Source organism: Bradyrhizobium sp. T-12 (genome assembly GCF_058314695.1).
The window spans coordinates 6,785,361-6,802,674 of record NZ_CM177756.1 but is presented as its reverse complement, the minus strand read 5'-3'; the positions used below and the strand labels follow the sequence as shown (position 1 = coordinate 6,802,674).

Genomic DNA, 17,314 nt, shown 5'->3' with positions numbered 1-17,314 from the left:
TCCTTCAACCCAACCAGATCTTGCGGCGAAGCGCGCTGATGAAACTCTGAACTTCTGCGGCGTCGTGCGCCAAGGGCGGCATCACGCCCCAGACCGGCCGCGGCCAGGCGGCGTCGCTGGTGCGGCGCGCGATGATGTGAACGTGAAGCTGCGGCACGAGGTTGCCGAGCGCGGCGACATTGAGCTTGTCGCATTTGGTGATCTCCTTCAGCGCGCGCGAGACGCGGGAGATCTCGGTCATCAGCTGCGCCTGCTGCACCTCGTCGAGATCGATGATCTCGACCGCATCGGGGCGCCGCGGCACCAGCAGCAACCAGGGATAATGCGCGTCCTTGATGACGAGCACCTTCGACAGCGGCAAGTCGCCGATGTCGATGGTGTCCTCTTTCAGGCGGGAGTGCAGCGACCAGGCGGGATCAGACATAGGTGTTTCCGAATGCCCGATGGGATCGGGCTTGTTGGGCACGAGCATACGATAGGGAGTTGGCAAGGGGAAGGTTGGCGGCTCCGCTGCTCACGCATACACGATCGTCGTCCCGGACAAGCGTCAGCGCAGACCCGGGACGACAGCTGGGTTCGTCGCGCGACCGGCGGCTCACGCCTCCGCCAGCACCCTTGCGTTAGCACGAACCGAGGCTTCGCTGACGCGGATGCCGAGGCCGGGGCCGTCGGGCACCACGACATGGCCGCCGCGATTGGCGATGCGCTCTTCCAGCACGTCCTCGGTCAGCACATGATGCGGCATGTAGAACTCGCAGCCGAGCGAAATGCCCGGCGTCGCCGCGATCAGCTGCGTGCCGGCGGCCAGCCCGATGCCGCCCTCCCACAGCGTGCCGCCATAGCCGGGCAGGCCGGCGATGTCGGCAATCGCCATGATCGCCTGCGCCTCGAACAGGCCGCCGGCCTTCATCAGCTTGATCGAGACGGCGTCGGCCGCCTCGCGGCGTACCACCTCCATCATGTCGCGGCGATCGAAACAGCTTTCGTCGGCGAGTACGGGCGTCTCCAGCGCGGCGGTGAGCTGCGCCATCACGTCGAGATATTTGCGCGGCACCGGCTGCTCGATGAAGGTCGGGGCGAACGCCTCGACATCGCGCAGGATTTTTATTGCGCCGAACGGTGTCAGCGCCTGGTTGTAGTCGACGCGCAAGTCCACCTTGTCACCGAATTCCTTGCGGATCGTCTCGAGATGATCGAGGTCCTCGCGATGCGATTTCACGCCGGTCTTGACCTTGTAGATGAAATTGCCGTCAGGAACCATTTTCCGCATGCGCTCGAGGTCCGCAGCGAAATCCGGATCGGCGATCGAGAAGGAGAGGGGAATGGTGTCGCGCACGCGGCCGCCGAGCAAATCGGCGACCGACAGCCCCGATGATTTGCCGACGATGTCGAGCAGCGCCATCTCTACCGCGACTTTTGCTTCCGCGTGTCCGACCAGCGCGCGGTCGAGCTCCGCCATCAGCGCGCGGATGCGGCGAACCGGTTTGCCCAGAACGATGGGCCGCAAATAGATGTCGAGCGCGGAGAACGCGGCCTCAGGTGTTCCCGTGAAGACCTCCCACGGCGCCGCCTCGCCCCAGCCGACCACGCCGTCGCTCGAGGTCAGCTCGATCAGCACCCGTTTCACGGTGCCCTTGACGTTGCCGACGCCCTGCAGGCGGGCCATCTTGATCGGGCTCTCGATCAGGAACAGCCTGATGCGCTCGACGGTTGCTTCGCTCATGTCAGGCCTCCATTGACGTGCCAGACCTGGCCGGTGACGTAGGACGCCTTCGGTGATGCCAGGAAGGCGATGATTTCTGCGACTTCCTCCGGACGGCCGCGGCGGCGCATCGGGATCAGCGCTTCGGTGGCCGCGATCTGATCGGGCGACAGCCGGTTCTCGCTCGGTCTGTCCTTGACGATGAGGCCCGGCGCCACCGCGTTGACGGTGATGCCGTCGCCCGCGAGCTCGATCGCGGTGAGGCGCACCAGCGCTTCCAACGCGGCGCGGCTCGCGGCGGTCGCAGCGAACGGCGCGAAATCAGGTCGTATCGCATGCGCGACAAAGGACGATACCGCCACGATGCGCGCGTCTTGCCCCGCGCGCAGCAGCGGCAGCGCGGCATCGACCAGCCGCGTGAAGGCCAGCGCCGATTCGTCCATGGCCCTGCGGAACTCATCCGCTGGCGTGCCAATCGCACTACCGCGCCGGGCATGGCCGCCGACGAGAACCAATCCATCGAGCCGGCCGAATGCAGCTTGCGTGGCCGCGACGGCGTCGGTGGTTGCTGTTGCTTCGGCGAGATCGCCGAGGCATTTGGCGACGGCAGCGCCCTTCGCTTCGGCTTCCGTTGCGGTCGTGTCGAGACCTTCCGCGTTGGAGCGCGTGTGCAGCAGCAGCCCGGTGCCGGACGCGGCGAGCAGTTTTGCGGTGGCACGGCCGATGCCGCTGGCGGCGCCGGTGACGAGATAGACGCGATTGATATCAGACATCAGGATGCTGCATTGACCGGCGGCAATGCGCCGGTGCGATGGAAATGGCTGAGGAAGGCGCGCGTTGCCGCTTCCCTTGGGTTGTCGATCACCTGCCGCGCCGGGCCTTCCTCGACGACGATTCCGTCGCGCATGAAGATCAGACGGTCGGCAACCTCGCGAGCGAAGGCGATCTCGTGGGTGACGATCACCATGGTCATGCCTTCGGACGCGAGCTGCTGGATCACGTTCAGCACCTCGCCGACGAGCTCCGGATCGAGCGCCGAGGTCGCCTCATCAAACAGCATGACGTCAGGCTCCATGGCGAGCGCGCGTGCGATCGCGACGCGCTGCTTCTGGCCGCCCGAGAGCGTCGCCGGATATTGGTCCGCCTTCTCCGCAAGGCCGACCTTGGCGAGCTGCGCCCGCGCAAGCTTCTCGGCATCGGCCTTGGCCATGCGCCGCACCGTGACCGGCCCTTCCATCACGTTCTGCAGCGTCGTCATGTGCGGAAACAGGTTGAAGTGCTGGAACACCATGCCGGTGGTGGCGCGGAATTTTGCCAGCGTCTTCACGTCCGGGAGTTCTGCGCCGTCGCCGAAGGCAAAGCGCGTGTCGCCGACGCGGACGCTGCCGCCGTCGGGTACGACCAGCAGATTGATGCAGCGAAGCAGCGTCGATTTGCCTGACCCCGACGGTCCGATCAGCGCGACGACGCCGCCCTTGGCGACGTCGAGATTGATGTTCTTCAGGACCTCGTTGCTGCCGAAGCTCTTGCGTAAGGCTCGGATCTCTATCTTTTGCGTCTCGCTCATTCGCTCACCGCCAGTCGCTTCTCGCCGCGGCGGACCAGGATGGTGAGCGGGATCAGGATCGCCGCATAGGCGACTGCGACCGCGGTGTAGGTCTCCAGCGGCCGGTAGCTGTCATGGGCGGCGACCTGGCTCTGGTAGACGAGGTCGGGCACCGCCAGCACCGAGACCAGCGAGGTGTTCTTGAACTGGATGATCGACTGATTCATCAGCGCCGGGATCATGCGCTTGATCGCCTGCGGCAGCACGATGCGCCGCATGCTCTGTCCCGGCGTCATGCCGAGCGCGGCACCGGCTTCCGACTGGCCTTTGTCGATCGAGATGATGCCGCCGCGAATGATCTCCGAATAGAACGAGCCGCCATAGAGCGAGAGCGCCAGCGCCGAGGCCGTGATCGGCGTCATCTCGACGCCGGCGAGGATCGGCAGCGCATAATAGAACCAGATCAGCTGCACCAGGAGCGGCGTGCAACGGAACGCTTCGATGAAGGTGAGGGCGAGAAGGCGCACGGGCTTGAAGCGTGACAGGCTGCCGAACGCGCCGAACAGGCCGAACACCAGGCCGAGCACGACGATCACCACGGTAAAGCCGACGGTGACGCCAAGCCCGTTGAGAAAGAGCCAGCGATAGCTCCAGAGGATGCCGAAGTCCCACTGATACATGCGTGATTAACTCAATCGTGGGTTCCGTTTGCACCGTCATTCCGGGGCGCGACGAAGTCGCGAACCCGGAATCCAGAGATTGTAGCGCGAGATTCCGGGTTCTCGCTTCGCGAGCCCCGGAATGACGGGTGAAACTTACAACGAAACGCCCGGCGGAATGTCCGCTTCCGTCACGCCCACCAGCTCCATGTTGGTGATGATCGCGTTGCGGATGAAGCCGAGGCCCTTGTTGAAGTCGATCCAGGTGTTGACGTAGTCGCGCCAGGTCTTGTCGGCCTCGCGGCGGAAGCCGGCATTGGACGTCGTCGCAAAGATCGGGGTCGGCAGCACGAGCTGGCCGAGCGAGGGGTTCTTCTTCAGCACGGTCAGCGACAGCATCGTGATCAGGCACTGCGCGTCGACGCGGCCGGTCTGCAGCGCGGCGGTGGCGTCGTCGGCGGTCTTCAGCCGCGTGATCTGCGCCTTCGGCGTCAGGCGGCTGACGACCTGGTCGTGCGAGGAGCCCTGGTCGACGGCGATCTTGATGTCGGGCGAGTTCAACTCGGCCCAGCTCTTCGGCTTGAAGTCCTTCTTGCAGAGGATGGCGAAGGCGTTGTTGAAGACCGGCACCGAGAAGTCGATCACCAGCGCGCGCTTCGGGGTCGGGTTGAGGCCGAAGAAGATGTCGATCTTGTTGGCCTGCAGATCCAGCACCGAATTGCCCCAGGTGGTCTCGGTGATCTCGAGCTCGGCCTCCATGTCGTCGGCGAGCCCCTTGGCAATGTCGATGTAGAAGCCCTTCCACTGGCCGCTGGACAGGTCCTTCATGTAATAGGGCGCGCCGCCGCCGACCGCGCCGATCCGCATCTTCTTGGTCCGGCGGATGCGGGCGAAGGTCGATTCGTTCGGCTCGGCGGTCTGGGCCACGGCGGGCGCGGCCAGCGCAGCCGCGGTCATCGCGCCAAGTCCGACAATCGATGCAACATCACGACGTGTAACCATTGGGATCACTGCTCTTCTGGTTGGACGGGTTCCGTCAGCGTTCTTAGCAAGGCGGTCCCATCGGCGAAAGCACAGCCTATCGGCTGGGCAGGCCGGCAATTGCCCGGATGCTGGGCAGGAGCAACCTGATCCGGGCGATACCCGCTTGCTTTCCGGCTCCTTTGGCCCCAAATAGGGACCGGGAGATTGGCGGTGGACGAGCCACTCGCCAACCGGGTCAGGTCCGGAAGGAAGCAGCCCTAACGAGGTCCGGATCGGGTCGCTCGTCAGTCTCCTACCTGTTTTTCGAGCGAACCAGCGCCGGCGGCACCAGCCGCCAGCGCGCTCCTTTCCGCAAAAAGCCGGCCACGAGACATTTCATTGCGGATCGACTGATGACCGACGCTGGCGCCCCTCCCAACCCCGATAGCGCCGGCCCGGCCGGCAACGCGCCGTACCGGGTGCTGGCGCGCAAATACCGCCCCTCCAGCTTCGACGATCTGATCGGCCAGGAGGCCGTGGTCCGCACCGTTTCCAATGCGTTCGAAACCGGGCGCATTCCGCAGGCCTGGATCCTCACCGGCGTCCGTGGCGTCGGCAAGACCACCACCGCGCGCATCCTGGCCCGCGCACTCAACTACGAGATGCCGAATGGTTCGGTGAAGGGGCCGACCATCCACATGCCGACGCTGGGCGTGCATTGCCAGGCGATCATGGAAAGCCGGCACATGGACGTGCTGGAGATGGACGCGGCCTCGCACACCGGCGTCGACGACGTCCGCCAGATCAACGACAGCGTGCGCTACGCGCCGGCCAGCGCCCGCTACAAGGTCTACATCATCGACGAAGTCCACATGCTGTCGACGGCGGCGTTCAACGCCTTCCTGAAGACGCTGGAGGAGCCGCCGGAGCACGCCAAATTCGTGTTCGCGACGACCGAGATCCGCAAGGTTCCGGTCACGGTGCTGTCGCGCTGCCAGCGTTTCGACCTGCGCCGTGTCGAGGCCGACGTGCTGATGAAGCACCTTGCCAATATCGCCACCAAGGAAAACGTCGAGATCGAGCCGGAGGCGCTCGGCATCATCGCGCGCGCCGCCGAGGGTTCGGTGCGCGACTCGCTGTCGCTGCTCGACCAGGCGATCGCGCATGCGGCAGGCACCGTGAAGGCCGATGCGGTCAGGCAGATGCTGGGCCTTGCCGACCGCACCCGCGTCATCGACCTCTTCGCGTCGCTGGCACGCGGCGACATCGCGGCTGCTTTCAAGGAGTTCCGTGATCAGTACGATGTCGGCGCCGATCCCATCGTCGTGCTCTCGGACCTCGCCGAATTCGTCAATTTCGTCACCCGCGTGAAGATCGTGCCGGCGACCGCCGACAACGTCGCCTATGGCGAGACCGAGCGCGTGCGCGCCAAGGAGTTCGCCGCGAAGATCTCGATGCGCGTGCTGTCGCGGATGTGGCAGATGCTGCTCAAGGGCATCGCCGAGGTGCAGGCCGCGACGCGTCCCGCCGCCGCCGCGGAGATGGTGCTGGTGCGCATCGCCTATGTCGCCGACCTTCCGACACCCGACGAAGCCATCAGGATGCTGGAGCAGAACGGCGGCGGCTCGCCGGTCGTGAGCGGCGGCAGTGCTGCGCGCAGCAGCGCGCCGGCCGCGCCGATGGCCTCCGCAGCGCCGGTTTCTGCCGCGCCTGTTCGCATGCCGACATCATCGCCATCAGCTTTCGGCGGTGGCGCCCGGCCGCAGATGGCCGCGCCCGCCCCGGATCCGCAAGGCGCCGCGCCGCAACTGCGCATCACGAGTTTCACCCAGCTCGTTGCGCTCGCGGGCCAGAAGCGCGACCTCATGACCAAGGGCGCGCTCGAAGGCGACATGCGCCTCGTTCGTTTCGAGGAGGGCCGGCTGGAGGTCGCGCTCGAGCCCAACGCCTCCAAGACCATGATCTCCGAGCTCGCAAAGAAGTTCGAGCAGTGGACCGGCCGGCGCTGGACCATCATCGTGTCGAACGAGCAGGGCCAGCCGACGCTGCGCTCGGTGAACCAGGCTGCCAAGCAGGAGCATGCGCGTACCGCTGAGGCCGATCCGCGCGTGCAGGAGGTGCTGTCGCGTTTCCCCGGCGCGAAGGTCGTCGAGGTCCGCAGGCTTGCCCCGGAGACGCCGGAAACCAATATAAACACCGACTATGGCAGTGATGATCCGCCCGACGGTTCCGACGTCGACGACGATCTCTGAGCCGGCCTTTTCAAGGACAGACACCGATGGCTGATTTTCTCGGCATGATGAAGCAGGCGGCGCAGCTGCAATCCAAGATGCAGGAGATGCAGGAGCAGCTCGCCAACGTGGAAGTCGAGGGCATCTCCGGCGGCGGCCTCGTTGCCGTGCGCATGACCGCGAAGATGGACGTCAAGGCCGTCAAGATCGATCCCTCGCTGATGAAGCCGGAAGAGCGCGAGGTGCTGGAAGACCTGCTCGTCACCGCCATGGGCGATGCGCGCCGCAGGGCGGAGGCTGCGATGCAGGAGAAGATGCAGGCTCTCACCGGTGGGCTCGGCCTACCGCCGGGGCTGTTCGGCCAATAATATGGGCGCTGTTGCAGGTCCTGAAATCGAGCGGCTGGTCCAGCTGCTCGCGCGGCTGCCGGGCCTCGGTCCGCGCTCGGCGCGGCGCGCGGCGCTGCATCTGATCAAGAAGCGCGAAGCGCTGATGATGCCGCTGTCCTCGGCCCTGCAGGTCGCGCTCGACAAGGTCGAGGTCTGCAAGACCTGCGGCAACATCGACACGCAGAATCCTTGCACGGTCTGCACCGATCCGAAGCGCGATCCATCCATCATCGTCGTCGTCGCCGACGTCGCCGACCTCTGGGCGCTGGAACGGGCCAACGCGACCCAAGGGCGCTATCATGTGCTGGGCGCGACATTGTCGCCGCTCGACGGCGTCGGCCCGCAGGATCTGACCATCGACGCGCTGGTTGCGCGCGCGCATGCGGCCGAGGTGCACGAAATCATCCTGGCGCTGAATGCGACGGTCGACGGCCAGACCACGGCGCATTACATCACCGACCTGCTTCAGGACGCCAATGTGAAGGTGACGCGGCTCGCCCACGGGGTTCCCGTCGGCGGCGAGCTTGATTATCTCGATGAAGGTACGCTATCGGCAGCGATGCGGCAGCGGACCCTGTTCTAGCCATCCCATAGATCTCACGGAACGGACGACATGACGAAACTCTTCGCCACACGATTGGCATTGGTCGCGACGATGGCGATGCTGGTGACTCCGGCCATCGCCGCGCAGCAGGGTGACGACACGCCGCCGCCGTCCAAGCCCGGCAAGCCGATCAATACCGGCGACGTGCTGTCGGGCGAGCTGAACGCGATGAAGGTGCGCGACGTCAAGAAGGCGGGCAAGCGGATCGCGATGTACCAGATCACCTCCGAGCCGCGCCGCCTGCCGGCGCCGAACGGGCTTTGCAATCTGGAGACCGGGCCGGAGACCTTCCAGCTCGTCACCTCCAGCGACGCGCAGGCCACGCAGCTGAAATCGTTCGTCGGCAAGGAAATCTCCGTCAAGGTCGACGAGATCGCCTGCGCCAGCGATGCCGGCCAGATGAGCGAAGCCGTGATCACCAAGTGGAGCATCATCAGGAAGCAATAGGCGGCGTGTTCTCTTCGATCCCGGTGTCATCGCCCGCCTAGTGCGCAATTGCGCACAGGGGCGGGCGATCCAGTATGCCGCAGCCTCTCGGTCAATCACAACTGTCTCGGAGTACTGGATGCCCCGCCTTCGCGAGGCATGACAGCGAGTGGTGGCTACACCCTCACCGGCCCCAGCGCCTCGAAATGCCCGCGCCTCTGCAGCCAGGCCAGCAGAATCAGGCTCGGGATCGCCACCAGCACGCAGATCACGAAGAACAGCGGCCAGCCGGTCGCAGCCGCCACGAATCCGGCACCCGACGAGAGATAGGTCCGCCCCACCGCCGCGAGCGCGGTGAGCAGCGCATATTGCGTCGCCGTGTGCAGCGGGTTCTGACACAGCGCCGAGAGATAGGCGACGAAGATCACGGTGCCGATGGCGCTGGTGAAATTCTCGGCGCAGATGGCGAGCGCCAGCGCCCATTGATTGGTGCCGACGATGGCGAGCCAGGAGAAGGTCAGATTGGCCAGCGCCTGCACCACGCCGCCGATCCAGAGCGATGCCGCAAGCGGATAGCGCCGCGCGACGAAGCCGCCGGCAAATCCGCCGATCAGGGTCGCGGCGAGGCCGACGCCCTTCACGATGGCTGCATAGTCGTTGCGGGTGAAGCCGAGGTCGATCACGAACGGCGCGGTCATCGTGCCGCAGAAAGCGTCGGTGAACTTGAACAGCACGACAAAAGACAGCGCGGCGAGCGCGTCTTTCCTCGACAGGAACTCCGAGAAAGCCCCGATCGCCGCGCGCAGCACGCGCGCAAACGCAGTCTCCGTTTTCCTCGCGGCTTCAGCCCGCTCCGATTGCCCGGGCTCGGTCGCGGCCAGCGCCGTGATCGTGCCGATCAGCACCATCGCAGCCATCACCACATAGCCCCACATCCAGGCCGATTGCCGCGGAATGCCGGTGCCCTCGAAGCCCGAGACGATGAACAGCGCGCCCGCGGTCGAGACCAGCATGCCGATCCTGTAGGCGGCGACATAAGCCGCCATGCCGGCGGCCTGCTCGCTCTCCGGCAGGCTCTCGACGCGGAAGGCGTCGACCACGATGTCCTGCGTCGACGATGTCGTCGCCACCAGCAGCGCGCCCAGCGCGACGTAGAACGGCGAGCGCGCGGGGTCGGTCATGGCCAGCAGCAGGATCGCGACGATCAGCAAGAGCTGCGAGAACAGCAGCCAGCCGCGCCGCCGCCCGAACGCGCGGGTGAACAGCGGCACATGCAGCGCGTCCACCAGCGGCGCCCAGAGGAATTTCAGCGTGTAGGGCGTGCCGACCAGCGCGAACAGGCCGATGGTCTTGAGGTCGACCCCCGCCTCGCGCATCCACACCAGCAGCGTCGAGCCCGACAATGCCAGCGGCAGGCCGGAGGAGAAGCCGAGGAACAGCACGATCAGCACCCGCGGCTGCAGGTAAACGGCAAGACTATCGCGCCAGGAGGTCGCAGGAGCGGCGGCGGGGGAGGTCGCGTCGGGTGCGGTCATGAGGGGGGTGTTAGCAGATTCTGGGGGAAAAGACTCTGGTGACGCCAGCGAGACGGAAAGTCGTCGATGCATCCTCGGTGTCATCGTCCGCGAAGGCGGACGATCCAGTAATCACCAGCGGCTCGATTCAATTTCAACCGCCGGGGCGTACTGGATGCCCCGCCTTCGCGGGGCATGACAGATCGAGACGGCGTCATGGTGGCCAGCGATCTCGTGATAAAGATCATTCCAATTTGGGTTTTGCTGCTCGATCAACCGAACCTTCCAGGCCCTGTTCCACTTTTTGAGACGCTTTTCCCGCTTGATCGCGTTCTCGGGATCGTCGAACTGTTCGAAGTAGACGAGCCTCGCGACGTCGTACTTTTCCGTGAAGCTCTCGATGAGTTTTGACTTGTGCTCTGCGACGCGGCGGATCAGGTCGTTCGTGACACCAATATAGAGAGTGCCGCCAATCTTACTCGCGAGAATGTAGACGTAGTAATGGCGTGCACCCGCTTGACCGCCTCCACCGCCGTCATCCTCCGCGAAGGCGGACGATCCAGTAATCACCGGCATCTCGATTCACCGGCATCTCGATTCAATCATAACCGCCGCAGCGTACTGGATGCCCCGCCTGCGCGGGGCATGACAGTGTCGCCCCGATCACTCCCCCGCCTGCAGCTTCCGCGGAAACAGCTCGCCGGCGCCTGCCACCAGGCGCGGTCCTTCCGGAGTATCGCTCTTGCTGAAATCGAGCTCCTCGATGCGGCCTGCGCGCTTTTCGATCTTGTCGGCGGAGATCAGGATCTGGCGGACGTCCTCGTTCGCATCGGAAAAATGCTTCTGCAGTTTGACCACGCGATCCCTGAGACGACCCAGGTCGTCGCCGAGCTTGATCACTTCGGTCTGGATCTGGTCGGCGGCATCGCGCATGCGCGCGTCCTTCATGATCTGCTGCATCACCTGGATCGCCAGCATCAGCAGCGAGGGCGACACCAGCACGACGCGGGCGCGGTAGGCCTTCTGGATCACGTCGTCGAAGCCGTCATGGATCTCGGCGTAGACCGATTCCGACGGCACGAACATCAGCGCCATCTCCTGGGTCTCGCCGGTAACGAGATATTTTTCGGCGATGTCGCTGACATGCTTCATCACGTCGCCGCGCAGCCGCTGCGTGGCAACGCGCTTCTCCTCGTCGGTGCGGGCGTCGTGCAGCGCCGTCATCGCCTCCAGCGGGAATTTCGCGTCGATGCAGAGCGGGCGCTGGTCCGGCAGGAACACGACACAGTCGGGCCGCTTGCCGGTCGAGAGCGTGAACTGGAACTCGTAGGCCCCCTTGGGAAGGCCGTCCTGGACGATCGCCTCCATCCGCGCCTGGCCGAAGGCGCCGCGCGACTGCTTGTTGGCGAGAACGTCGCGCAAGGTCGTCACCTGCGTGGTGAGATCGGTGAGGTTCTTGTGCGCGCTGTCGATGATGCCGAGCCGCTCGTGCAATGCGCGCAGGCTCTCCATAGTGTTGCGGGTCGAATGTTCCATGGACTGGCCGACGCGATGGGTCACCGAATCCAGCCGCTCGTTGACCGCCCGCGCCATCTCGGCCTGGCGTCCCGCCAGCGCCTGGGTCATGGCGTCGACCCGGCCGGAAGACTCGCTCTGGGCGCGCAGCACCTCGCTCAAGCGCTCCTCGAGCTCGTCAGCCCGGATCGCATGTGCCATCGCGAGTTCCGCGCCGCGCCGGCCGGACCGCGCGATGACGATTGCGATGGCCACCAGCAGGATGAGGACGAGGGCCCCGAAGCCGATCAGCGCATCGATGGTGCGCACCGGCCATTCGCCCAGCATGAAAATGATCTCGTTCATGGCGCCTTGTAGCCGATTCGCCGGGCATTAGCGAACGAAGGGAGAACGTAGGCGGTTAATGCTCCCCTAATTTTTATGGTTAACAAAAGACGAAGCTTTATGGTTAGCGAGGGGTTAACAGGGTTCCTGGCCGCATTGACCGCATCCGGCCTGGGGCTTAAATCGCGGCCATGGCCCTCAGAGAAATCATCATCCTGCCCGACAAGCAGCTGCGTCTGGTCTCCAAGCCGATCGAGAAGGTCACCTCGGAGATCCGCAAGCTTGCCGACGACATGTTCGAGACCATGTACGACGCGCCCGGCATCGGCCTGGCCGCGATCCAGATCGCGCAGCCGCTGCGGCTGATCACCATGGACCTTGCCAAGCGCGACGAGAACGGCGAGACCAAGCCGCTGCCGCGCGTCTTCATCAACCCCGAGATCATCGCCTCGTCCGAGGAGCTGTCGGTTTATGAGGAAGGCTGCCTCTCGATCCCCGAATATTACGAGGAGGTCGAACGCCCCGCGAAAGTGCGCGTGCGCTTCACCGATCTCGACGGCAAGGTGCACGAGGAGGACGCCGAAGGCCTTTACGCCACCTGCATCCAGCACGAGATCGATCATCTCAACGGCGTCCTGTTCGTCGACTATCTGTCGAAGCTCAAGCGCGACCGCGTGATGAAGAAGTTCGAGAAAGCCGCCAAGCGAGCGGAATAAAGCGACACGTCTCCAGCCGTCATGGCCGGGCTTGACCCGGCCGTCCACGCCTTGCTTCCTTCTCGGCCAAGAACGCGGATGCCCGGGACAAGCCCGGGCATGACGGAGAACCAGAACTCTCACCCGAACGCAGCCACATGCCCCTTCGCCTGATCTTCATGGGCACGCCCGATTTCTCCGTGCCGACGCTGCTCGAGCTCGTCGCGCACGGCCACGAGATCGCAGCCGTCTATACCCGCGCGCCGAAGCCGGGCGGGCGGCGCGGCCTGCAATTGCAGCCGACCCCGGTCGAGGAAGCCGCGCGAAAGCTCGGCGTGCCCGTGCTGACGCCGAAGACGTTGAAGACCGAAGAGGCACTTGCCGAATTCAGCGCGTTCGAGGCTGATGCCGCTGTCGTCGTCGCCTACGGCATGATCCTGCCGCAGGCGATCCTCGATGCGCCGAAGCTCGGCTGCTACAATCTGCACGCCTCGCTGCTGCCGCGCTGGCGTGGCGCGGCGCCGATCAACCGCGCGATCATGGCCGGCGATGCCGAGAGCGGCGTCATGGTGATGAAGATGGATGTCGGCTTGGATACCGGCGACGTCGCCATGGCCGAGCGGCTTGCCATCACCGACAGCATGACTGCGCTCGATCTGCATGATCGCCTGTCGCGGTTAGGCGCCGATCTCATGGTGCGCGCGATGGCCGCGCTCGCCCGCGGCGGGCTCCAGCTCAGGAAGCAGAGCGAGGACGGCGTCACCTACGCCGCCAAGATCGACAAGGCCGAGGCGCGGATCGACTGGAGCAAGCCGGCGCGCGAGGTGCTGCGTCACATCCACGGCCTGTCGCCGTTCCCCGGCGCCTGGGCGGAGCTGGAGAATTCGCGCGTCAAGATCCTGCGCTGCGAGCTGGGACAAGACTCTGGCGAACCGGGCGCGGTGCTCGACGATCAGCTCACCATCGCCTGCGGCGAAGGCGCGATCCGCATCATCGAGCTGCAGCGCGAAGGCAAGGGCCGGATGCAGGCCGCGGACTTTTTGCGCGGCACGCCGTTGAAGGCGGGAGCGAGGTTCAACTAGTCAGCGATGCCCCGCTACAAGCTCACCATCGAATATGACGGCGCGCCGTTCTTCGGCTGGCAGATCCAGGACACGCTGCCCTCGGTGCAAGGCGCGCTGGAGGCGGCCGTGAAGGCGATGACCGGTGCGGATTTGCGCGTGCACGGCGCCGGCCGTACCGATGCCGGCGTGCATGCGCGTGGCCAGGTCGCGCATGTCGATGTCGACAAATCATTTCCGCCGGGCCGTTTTCGCGACGGGCTCAATGCGCATCTGCGGCCGCATCCGATCGCGGTGCTGGAGGCCGAGGTCGTGCCTGATAGTTTCGAGGCGCGCTTTTCCGCCGTGAAGCGCCACTACCGCTACCGCGTCATCAACACCCGCGCCAATCTCGCCCTCGACATCGGCCACGCCTGGCGCGTGCCGCGCAAGCTCGATGCCGACGCGATGCATGCGGCGGCGCAACGCTTGCTCGGCAAGCACGATTTCACGACGTTTCGCGACACCGAATGCCAGGCCAAGTCGCCGGAGAAAACGCTCGACCAGCTCGACGTGACGCGTGATGGCCGCGAGATCATCATCGTTACCTCCGCGCGCTCGTTCCTGCACAGCCAGGTGCGCTCGATGGTGGGCTCGCTGGTCTGGGTCGGCGAGGGCCGCTGGACCGCGGATGATCTCTCCGCAGCACTTGAAGCCCGCAACCGCGCCGCATGCGGCATCGTCGCGCCGCCGGACGGGCTGTATCTGATGAAGGTGGATTATTAGGGCCTGATACCGCCACGGACGTTATGCCCGGGACAAGCCCGGGCATGACGGCGGAGGGCTGGGCGATATAGGGGCCTACCCAAAATACCGCGTCAAAATCCCGCGATAGACCTTCGTCAGCTTCTCCAGATCGGCGACCGGCACGCGCTCGTCGACCTGGTGCATGGTCTGGCCGACCAGGCCGAACTCGATCACCGGGCAGTAGCTCGAAATGAAACGCGCATCCGACGTGCCGCCTGACGTCGACAGCTCCGGCTTGCGCCCGGTCACTTCCTCGATCGCGGACACCGCGAGATCGGTGAACGGGCCGGGCTTGGTCACGAACACGTTGGAGTTCGAGGGCTCCCAGACGATGCGGGCCTTGATGCGGTTGCCGCAGGCCTTGGTGAGGCGCGTCTCGACCAGTTCGCGCAAGCTCGCCTGGGTGTGGTTGTCGTTGTAGCGGATGTTGAATTTGGCGCGGGCTTCGCCCGGAATCACGTTGTTGGCCTTGTTGCCGACGTCGACCGAGGTGAATTCGAGATTGGACGCCTGGAACTGCGCGCTGCCATGGTCGAGCGGCTCGTCGCTGATGGCGACGATCAGCCGCGAAATATCCGGCACCGGATTGGAGGCGCGATGCGGATAGGCGACGTGGCCCTGCACGCCGTCGACATAGAGCGTGCCGGATTGCGAGCCGCGGCGGCCGACCTTGATGGTGTCGCCGAGCGTCTCGACATTGGAGGGCTCGCCCAGCACGCAATGATCGAATTTCTCGCCGCGCTCTGCCGCCCACTTCAGCAGCTTGATGGTGCCGTTGATCGAGACGTCTTCCTCGTCGCCGGTGATCAGGAACGAGATCGAGCCCGCCCCGTCGGCGCGCGGCTTGCCGCCGTTGGCGGCCAGATGCTCCAGCACCGCCGCGACCGAGCAGGCGATGCCGCCCTTCATGTCGACCGCGCCGCGGCCGTGCAGGACGCCGTCCTTCACTTCGCCGGAGAACGCGCCGACGCTCCATGCGCTCTCATCGCCCGGCGGCACCACGTCGGTGTGGCCGGCAAAGGTGATGTGCGGGCCTTCGGTGCCGATCCGCGCATAGAGATTGTCGACGTCGGCGGTGCCTTCCTCGCTGAAGGTCACGCGGTGGCAGGTGAAGCCTGCGTCGCCCAAGGCTTTTTCGAGCACCCCGAGTGCACCGGCATCTTCAGGGGTTACCGAGGGGCAGCGGATGAGATCGCGGGCAATGGAGAGAGCATCGGTCATGCGCCCCGCTTAACATGCATGCCGCCGGGTGGGCTAGCACTGGGCGGGACAATTTCGAGCTCGCGGCTCTGGTCCCAGCCTTTCGCAGCCGGCGTTGCGGGCGTGGAATCGTTCTCGGCTTCGGCCAGCGGATCGGGGCCGAACCGGTTGGTACCCGACGTGCCGGGCACAATGAACATCTCGACGAAGCCCCACAGCCAAAGTGCGTAGCCGGCCCAGTCGAGGAAAGCGAACGCTGGAGGCAGCCGGTTCGAGAGGTGAAGCAGCAGGTTGGGGAGGAAAAAGAAAAGCACGATCCACCAGCCGCTCCTGCCGCGGTCGTGGAGCCGTTTGATCGCGGTCGCCAGATAAATCCAGAGGAATAGCGGCGTGCCGAAGCACTTCAGGATCAGCGTCACGCGGTCGGTCGAGGCCAGCAAATGCCAGGCGCCGGGATCGACCACCCGAAAGAGGTCGTCGAGCCCGAAGTCAAAGTCGAACTCGATGCCGAGCCTGGCTGCGGATCTGGTCCCGTCGAGAAGGCCGATGACGGGACTGAGGTTCTCCAGCACCGCCGCCAGCAGCGCGACGATCAGCAGCGCCTGCCACATCAGGGCGCGATTGATGCGGCCGTCGAAACGGAAGAGGTACGAGGTCCAGTCCATGGCGAAGGCTCCGGCGGAAAGGGGCCGCCCGGAAATTGGTCGCGATGGAGGCAGAGGGGGTTCGATACAGGATCAGGCCCGTCGCCCTTCGCGGGCCGCCGAAGAGGCGGCCACCCCAGGGTGACGGGCAGGGAATAGCGCTCGTGGCGCAGCTCAGTCCCGCAGCAGCTCGTTGATGCTGGTCTTGGAACGCGTGCGCTCGTCGACGCGCTTGACGATGACGGCGCAGGCGGTGCTGGGGCCGATCTGGCCGTTCTTCATCGGCTTGCCGGGCAGCGCGCCGGGCACCACCACCGAATATTCGGGGACTTCGCCCATGAAGATTTCGCCGGTCTCGCGGTCGACGACCTTGGTCGAGGCGCCCAGGAACACGCCCATCGCCAGCACCGCGCCCTTGCGCACGATCACGCCTTCGGCGACCTCGCTGCGCGCGCCGATGAAGCAATCGTCCTCGATGATCACGGGCTCGGCCTGCAGCGGCTCGAGCACGCCACCGATGCCGGCGCCGCCGGAGATGTGCACGCGCTTGCCGATTTGCGCACACGAGCCGACGGTCGCCCAGGTGTCGACCATGGTGCTCTCATCGACATAGGCGCCGAGATTGACGAAGGACGGCATCAAGACGACGTTCTTGGCGATGAAGGCCGAACGGCGGACGACCGCGCCCGGCACCGCGCGAAAACCGGCGTCGCGAAAGCGGTTCGGGCCCCAGCCTTCGAACTTCGAGGGCACCTTGTCCCACCAGCTCGCCTTGCCGGGACCGCCGCCAATGACGTCCATGTCGTTGAGGCGGAACGAGAGCAGCACGGCCTTCTTCAGCCATTGATTGACCTTCCACTTGCCGTCGGCGCCGCGCTCGGCAACGCGCGCCTCGCCCTTGTCCAAGGTCTCCAGCGCCTGGTCCACGGCCTCGCGCACCTCGCCCTTGGTCGAGGTCGAGATGGTCTCGCGCGCGTCGAAGGCGCTGTTGATGGTGGATTCGAGGGCTGCAAGGGACATCGGGATTTCCTCTGGGAAGCGGGAATTTTGATGGA

General features: G+C 65.3%; 19 protein-coding genes and 1 other RNA gene. 8 read left to right on the top strand and 12 right to left on the bottom strand.

What is annotated here, in order from left to right; translation table 11 throughout:
* Positions 1-4: 4 nt before the first annotated feature.
* The 6 genes from AC0WRY_RS32510 to AC0WRY_RS32485 all read right to left on the bottom strand — a co-directional run bounded on the left by AC0WRY_RS32510 (position 5) and on the right by AC0WRY_RS32485 (position 4,909).
* Positions 5-424: an HIT domain-containing protein gene (locus AC0WRY_RS32510; RefSeq protein ID WP_194404779.1), complete on the bottom strand. Its 420-nt coding sequence runs from the start codon at positions 422-424 to the stop codon at positions 5-7.
* Between the two features lie 171 nt (positions 425-595).
* Positions 596-1,723 carry a muconate cycloisomerase family protein gene (locus AC0WRY_RS32505; RefSeq protein WP_491122416.1) on the bottom strand — a complete coding sequence of 376 codons (1,128 nt, stop codon included), beginning with the start codon at positions 1,721-1,723 and terminating at the stop codon, positions 596-598.
* Positions 1,720-2,475, bottom strand: a complete 756-nt coding sequence (locus tag AC0WRY_RS32500; RefSeq protein WP_194404777.1) for an SDR family NAD(P)-dependent oxidoreductase — start codon at positions 2,473-2,475, stop codon at positions 1,720-1,722. The genes AC0WRY_RS32505 and AC0WRY_RS32500 overlap by 4 nt, the downstream gene beginning before the upstream one ends.
* On the bottom strand, positions 2,475-3,269 hold the full coding sequence (locus AC0WRY_RS32495; RefSeq protein ID WP_194404776.1) for an amino acid ABC transporter ATP-binding protein: 795 nt from the start codon (positions 3,267-3,269) through the stop codon (positions 2,475-2,477). Before AC0WRY_RS32495 ends, AC0WRY_RS32500 begins: the two co-directional genes overlap by 1 nt.
* Positions 3,266-3,928, bottom strand: a complete 663-nt coding sequence (locus AC0WRY_RS32490) for an amino acid ABC transporter permease (RefSeq protein WP_194404775.1) — start codon at positions 3,926-3,928, stop codon at positions 3,266-3,268. The genes AC0WRY_RS32495 and AC0WRY_RS32490 overlap by 4 nt, the downstream gene beginning before the upstream one ends.
* 135 nt (positions 3,929-4,063) lie before the next feature.
* Entirely contained in the window at positions 4,064-4,909 is an 846-nt protein-coding gene (locus AC0WRY_RS32485; protein WP_194404774.1) for a transporter substrate-binding domain-containing protein, read from the bottom strand.
* Positions 4,910-5,090: 181 nt separating this feature from the next.
* Here AC0WRY_RS32485 and ffs point away from each other — a divergent pair.
* The 5 genes from ffs (at position 5,091) to AC0WRY_RS32460 (ending at position 8,541) form a co-directional block, all read left to right on the top strand.
* An RNA gene (ffs, locus tag AC0WRY_RS32480) (signal recognition particle sRNA small type) lies at positions 5,091-5,187 on the top strand.
* Between the two features lie 96 nt (positions 5,188-5,283).
* Positions 5,284-7,122: a DNA polymerase III subunit gamma/tau gene (locus AC0WRY_RS32475; protein ID WP_491122415.1), complete on the top strand. Its 1,839-nt coding sequence runs from the start codon at positions 5,284-5,286 to the stop codon at positions 7,120-7,122.
* Positions 7,123-7,148: 26 nt separating this feature from the next.
* A complete protein-coding gene (locus AC0WRY_RS32470; RefSeq protein WP_194404772.1) occupies positions 7,149-7,469 on the top strand; it encodes a YbaB/EbfC family nucleoid-associated protein in 321 nt (106 codons plus the stop codon).
* Position 7,470: 1 nt separating this feature from the next.
* The gene (gene recR / locus AC0WRY_RS32465) at positions 7,471-8,073 is read left to right on the top strand and encodes a recombination mediator RecR (RefSeq protein ID WP_194404771.1); all 603 of its coding nucleotides are present in this window, start codon (positions 7,471-7,473) and stop codon (positions 8,071-8,073) included.
* A gap of 30 nt (positions 8,074-8,103) precedes the next feature.
* On the top strand, positions 8,104-8,541 hold the full coding sequence (locus AC0WRY_RS32460; RefSeq protein ID WP_194404770.1) for a hypothetical protein: 438 nt from the start codon (positions 8,104-8,106) through the stop codon (positions 8,539-8,541).
* Positions 8,542-8,696: 155 nt separating this feature from the next.
* Here AC0WRY_RS32460 and AC0WRY_RS32455 read toward each other — a convergent pair whose 3' ends face one another.
* The 3 genes from AC0WRY_RS32455 to AC0WRY_RS32445 form a co-directional block, all read right to left on the bottom strand.
* Positions 8,697-10,055, bottom strand: a complete 1,359-nt coding sequence (locus AC0WRY_RS32455) for an AmpG family muropeptide MFS transporter (RefSeq protein ID WP_491122414.1) — start codon at positions 10,053-10,055, stop codon at positions 8,697-8,699.
* Between the two features lie 111 nt (positions 10,056-10,166).
* Positions 10,167-10,523, bottom strand: coding sequence for a GIY-YIG nuclease family protein (locus tag AC0WRY_RS32450; RefSeq protein ID WP_491123528.1), 357 nt, complete (start codon positions 10,521-10,523; stop codon positions 10,167-10,169).
* A 174-nt stretch (positions 10,524-10,697) separates the two neighbouring features.
* Entirely contained in the window at positions 10,698-11,894 is a 1,197-nt protein-coding gene (locus AC0WRY_RS32445) for a DNA recombination protein RmuC (RefSeq protein WP_194404768.1), read from the bottom strand.
* 170 nt (positions 11,895-12,064) lie between these two features.
* Here AC0WRY_RS32445 and def point away from each other — a divergent pair, with 170 nt between their 5' ends.
* The 3 genes from def (at position 12,065) to truA (ending at position 14,394) form a co-directional block, all read left to right on the top strand.
* Positions 12,065-12,589 (top strand): peptide deformylase, encoded by a 525-nt coding sequence (gene def / locus AC0WRY_RS32440; RefSeq protein ID WP_211415612.1) that lies wholly within the window; start codon positions 12,065-12,067, stop codon positions 12,587-12,589.
* Positions 12,590-12,726: 137 nt separating this feature from the next.
* Positions 12,727-13,650, top strand: coding sequence for a methionyl-tRNA formyltransferase (fmt, locus tag AC0WRY_RS32435; protein WP_194404766.1), 924 nt, complete (start codon positions 12,727-12,729; stop codon positions 13,648-13,650).
* 6 nt (positions 13,651-13,656) lie between these two features.
* Positions 13,657-14,394 carry a tRNA pseudouridine(38-40) synthase TruA gene (gene truA, locus AC0WRY_RS32430; protein WP_491122413.1) on the top strand — a complete coding sequence of 246 codons (738 nt, stop codon included), beginning with the start codon at positions 13,657-13,659 and terminating at the stop codon, positions 14,392-14,394.
* Between the two features lie 75 nt (positions 14,395-14,469).
* On the opposite strand, the gene dapE is transcribed toward truA, so the two are convergent.
* The 3 genes from dapE to dapD all read right to left on the bottom strand — a co-directional run bounded on the left by dapE (position 14,470) and on the right by dapD (position 17,279).
* Positions 14,470-15,636, bottom strand: a complete 1,167-nt coding sequence (gene dapE / locus AC0WRY_RS32425) for a succinyl-diaminopimelate desuccinylase (protein ID WP_194404764.1) — start codon at positions 15,634-15,636, stop codon at positions 14,470-14,472.
* Positions 15,633-16,280: a DUF805 domain-containing protein gene (locus AC0WRY_RS32420; RefSeq protein WP_491122412.1), complete on the bottom strand. Its 648-nt coding sequence runs from the start codon at positions 16,278-16,280 to the stop codon at positions 15,633-15,635. The genes dapE and AC0WRY_RS32420 overlap by 4 nt, the downstream gene beginning before the upstream one ends.
* Positions 16,281-16,433: 153 nt before the next feature.
* Positions 16,434-17,279 carry a 2,3,4,5-tetrahydropyridine-2,6-dicarboxylate N-succinyltransferase gene (dapD, locus tag AC0WRY_RS32415; protein WP_194404762.1) on the bottom strand — a complete coding sequence of 282 codons (846 nt, stop codon included), beginning with the start codon at positions 17,277-17,279 and terminating at the stop codon, positions 16,434-16,436.
* Positions 17,280-17,314: the final 35 nt, after the last annotated feature.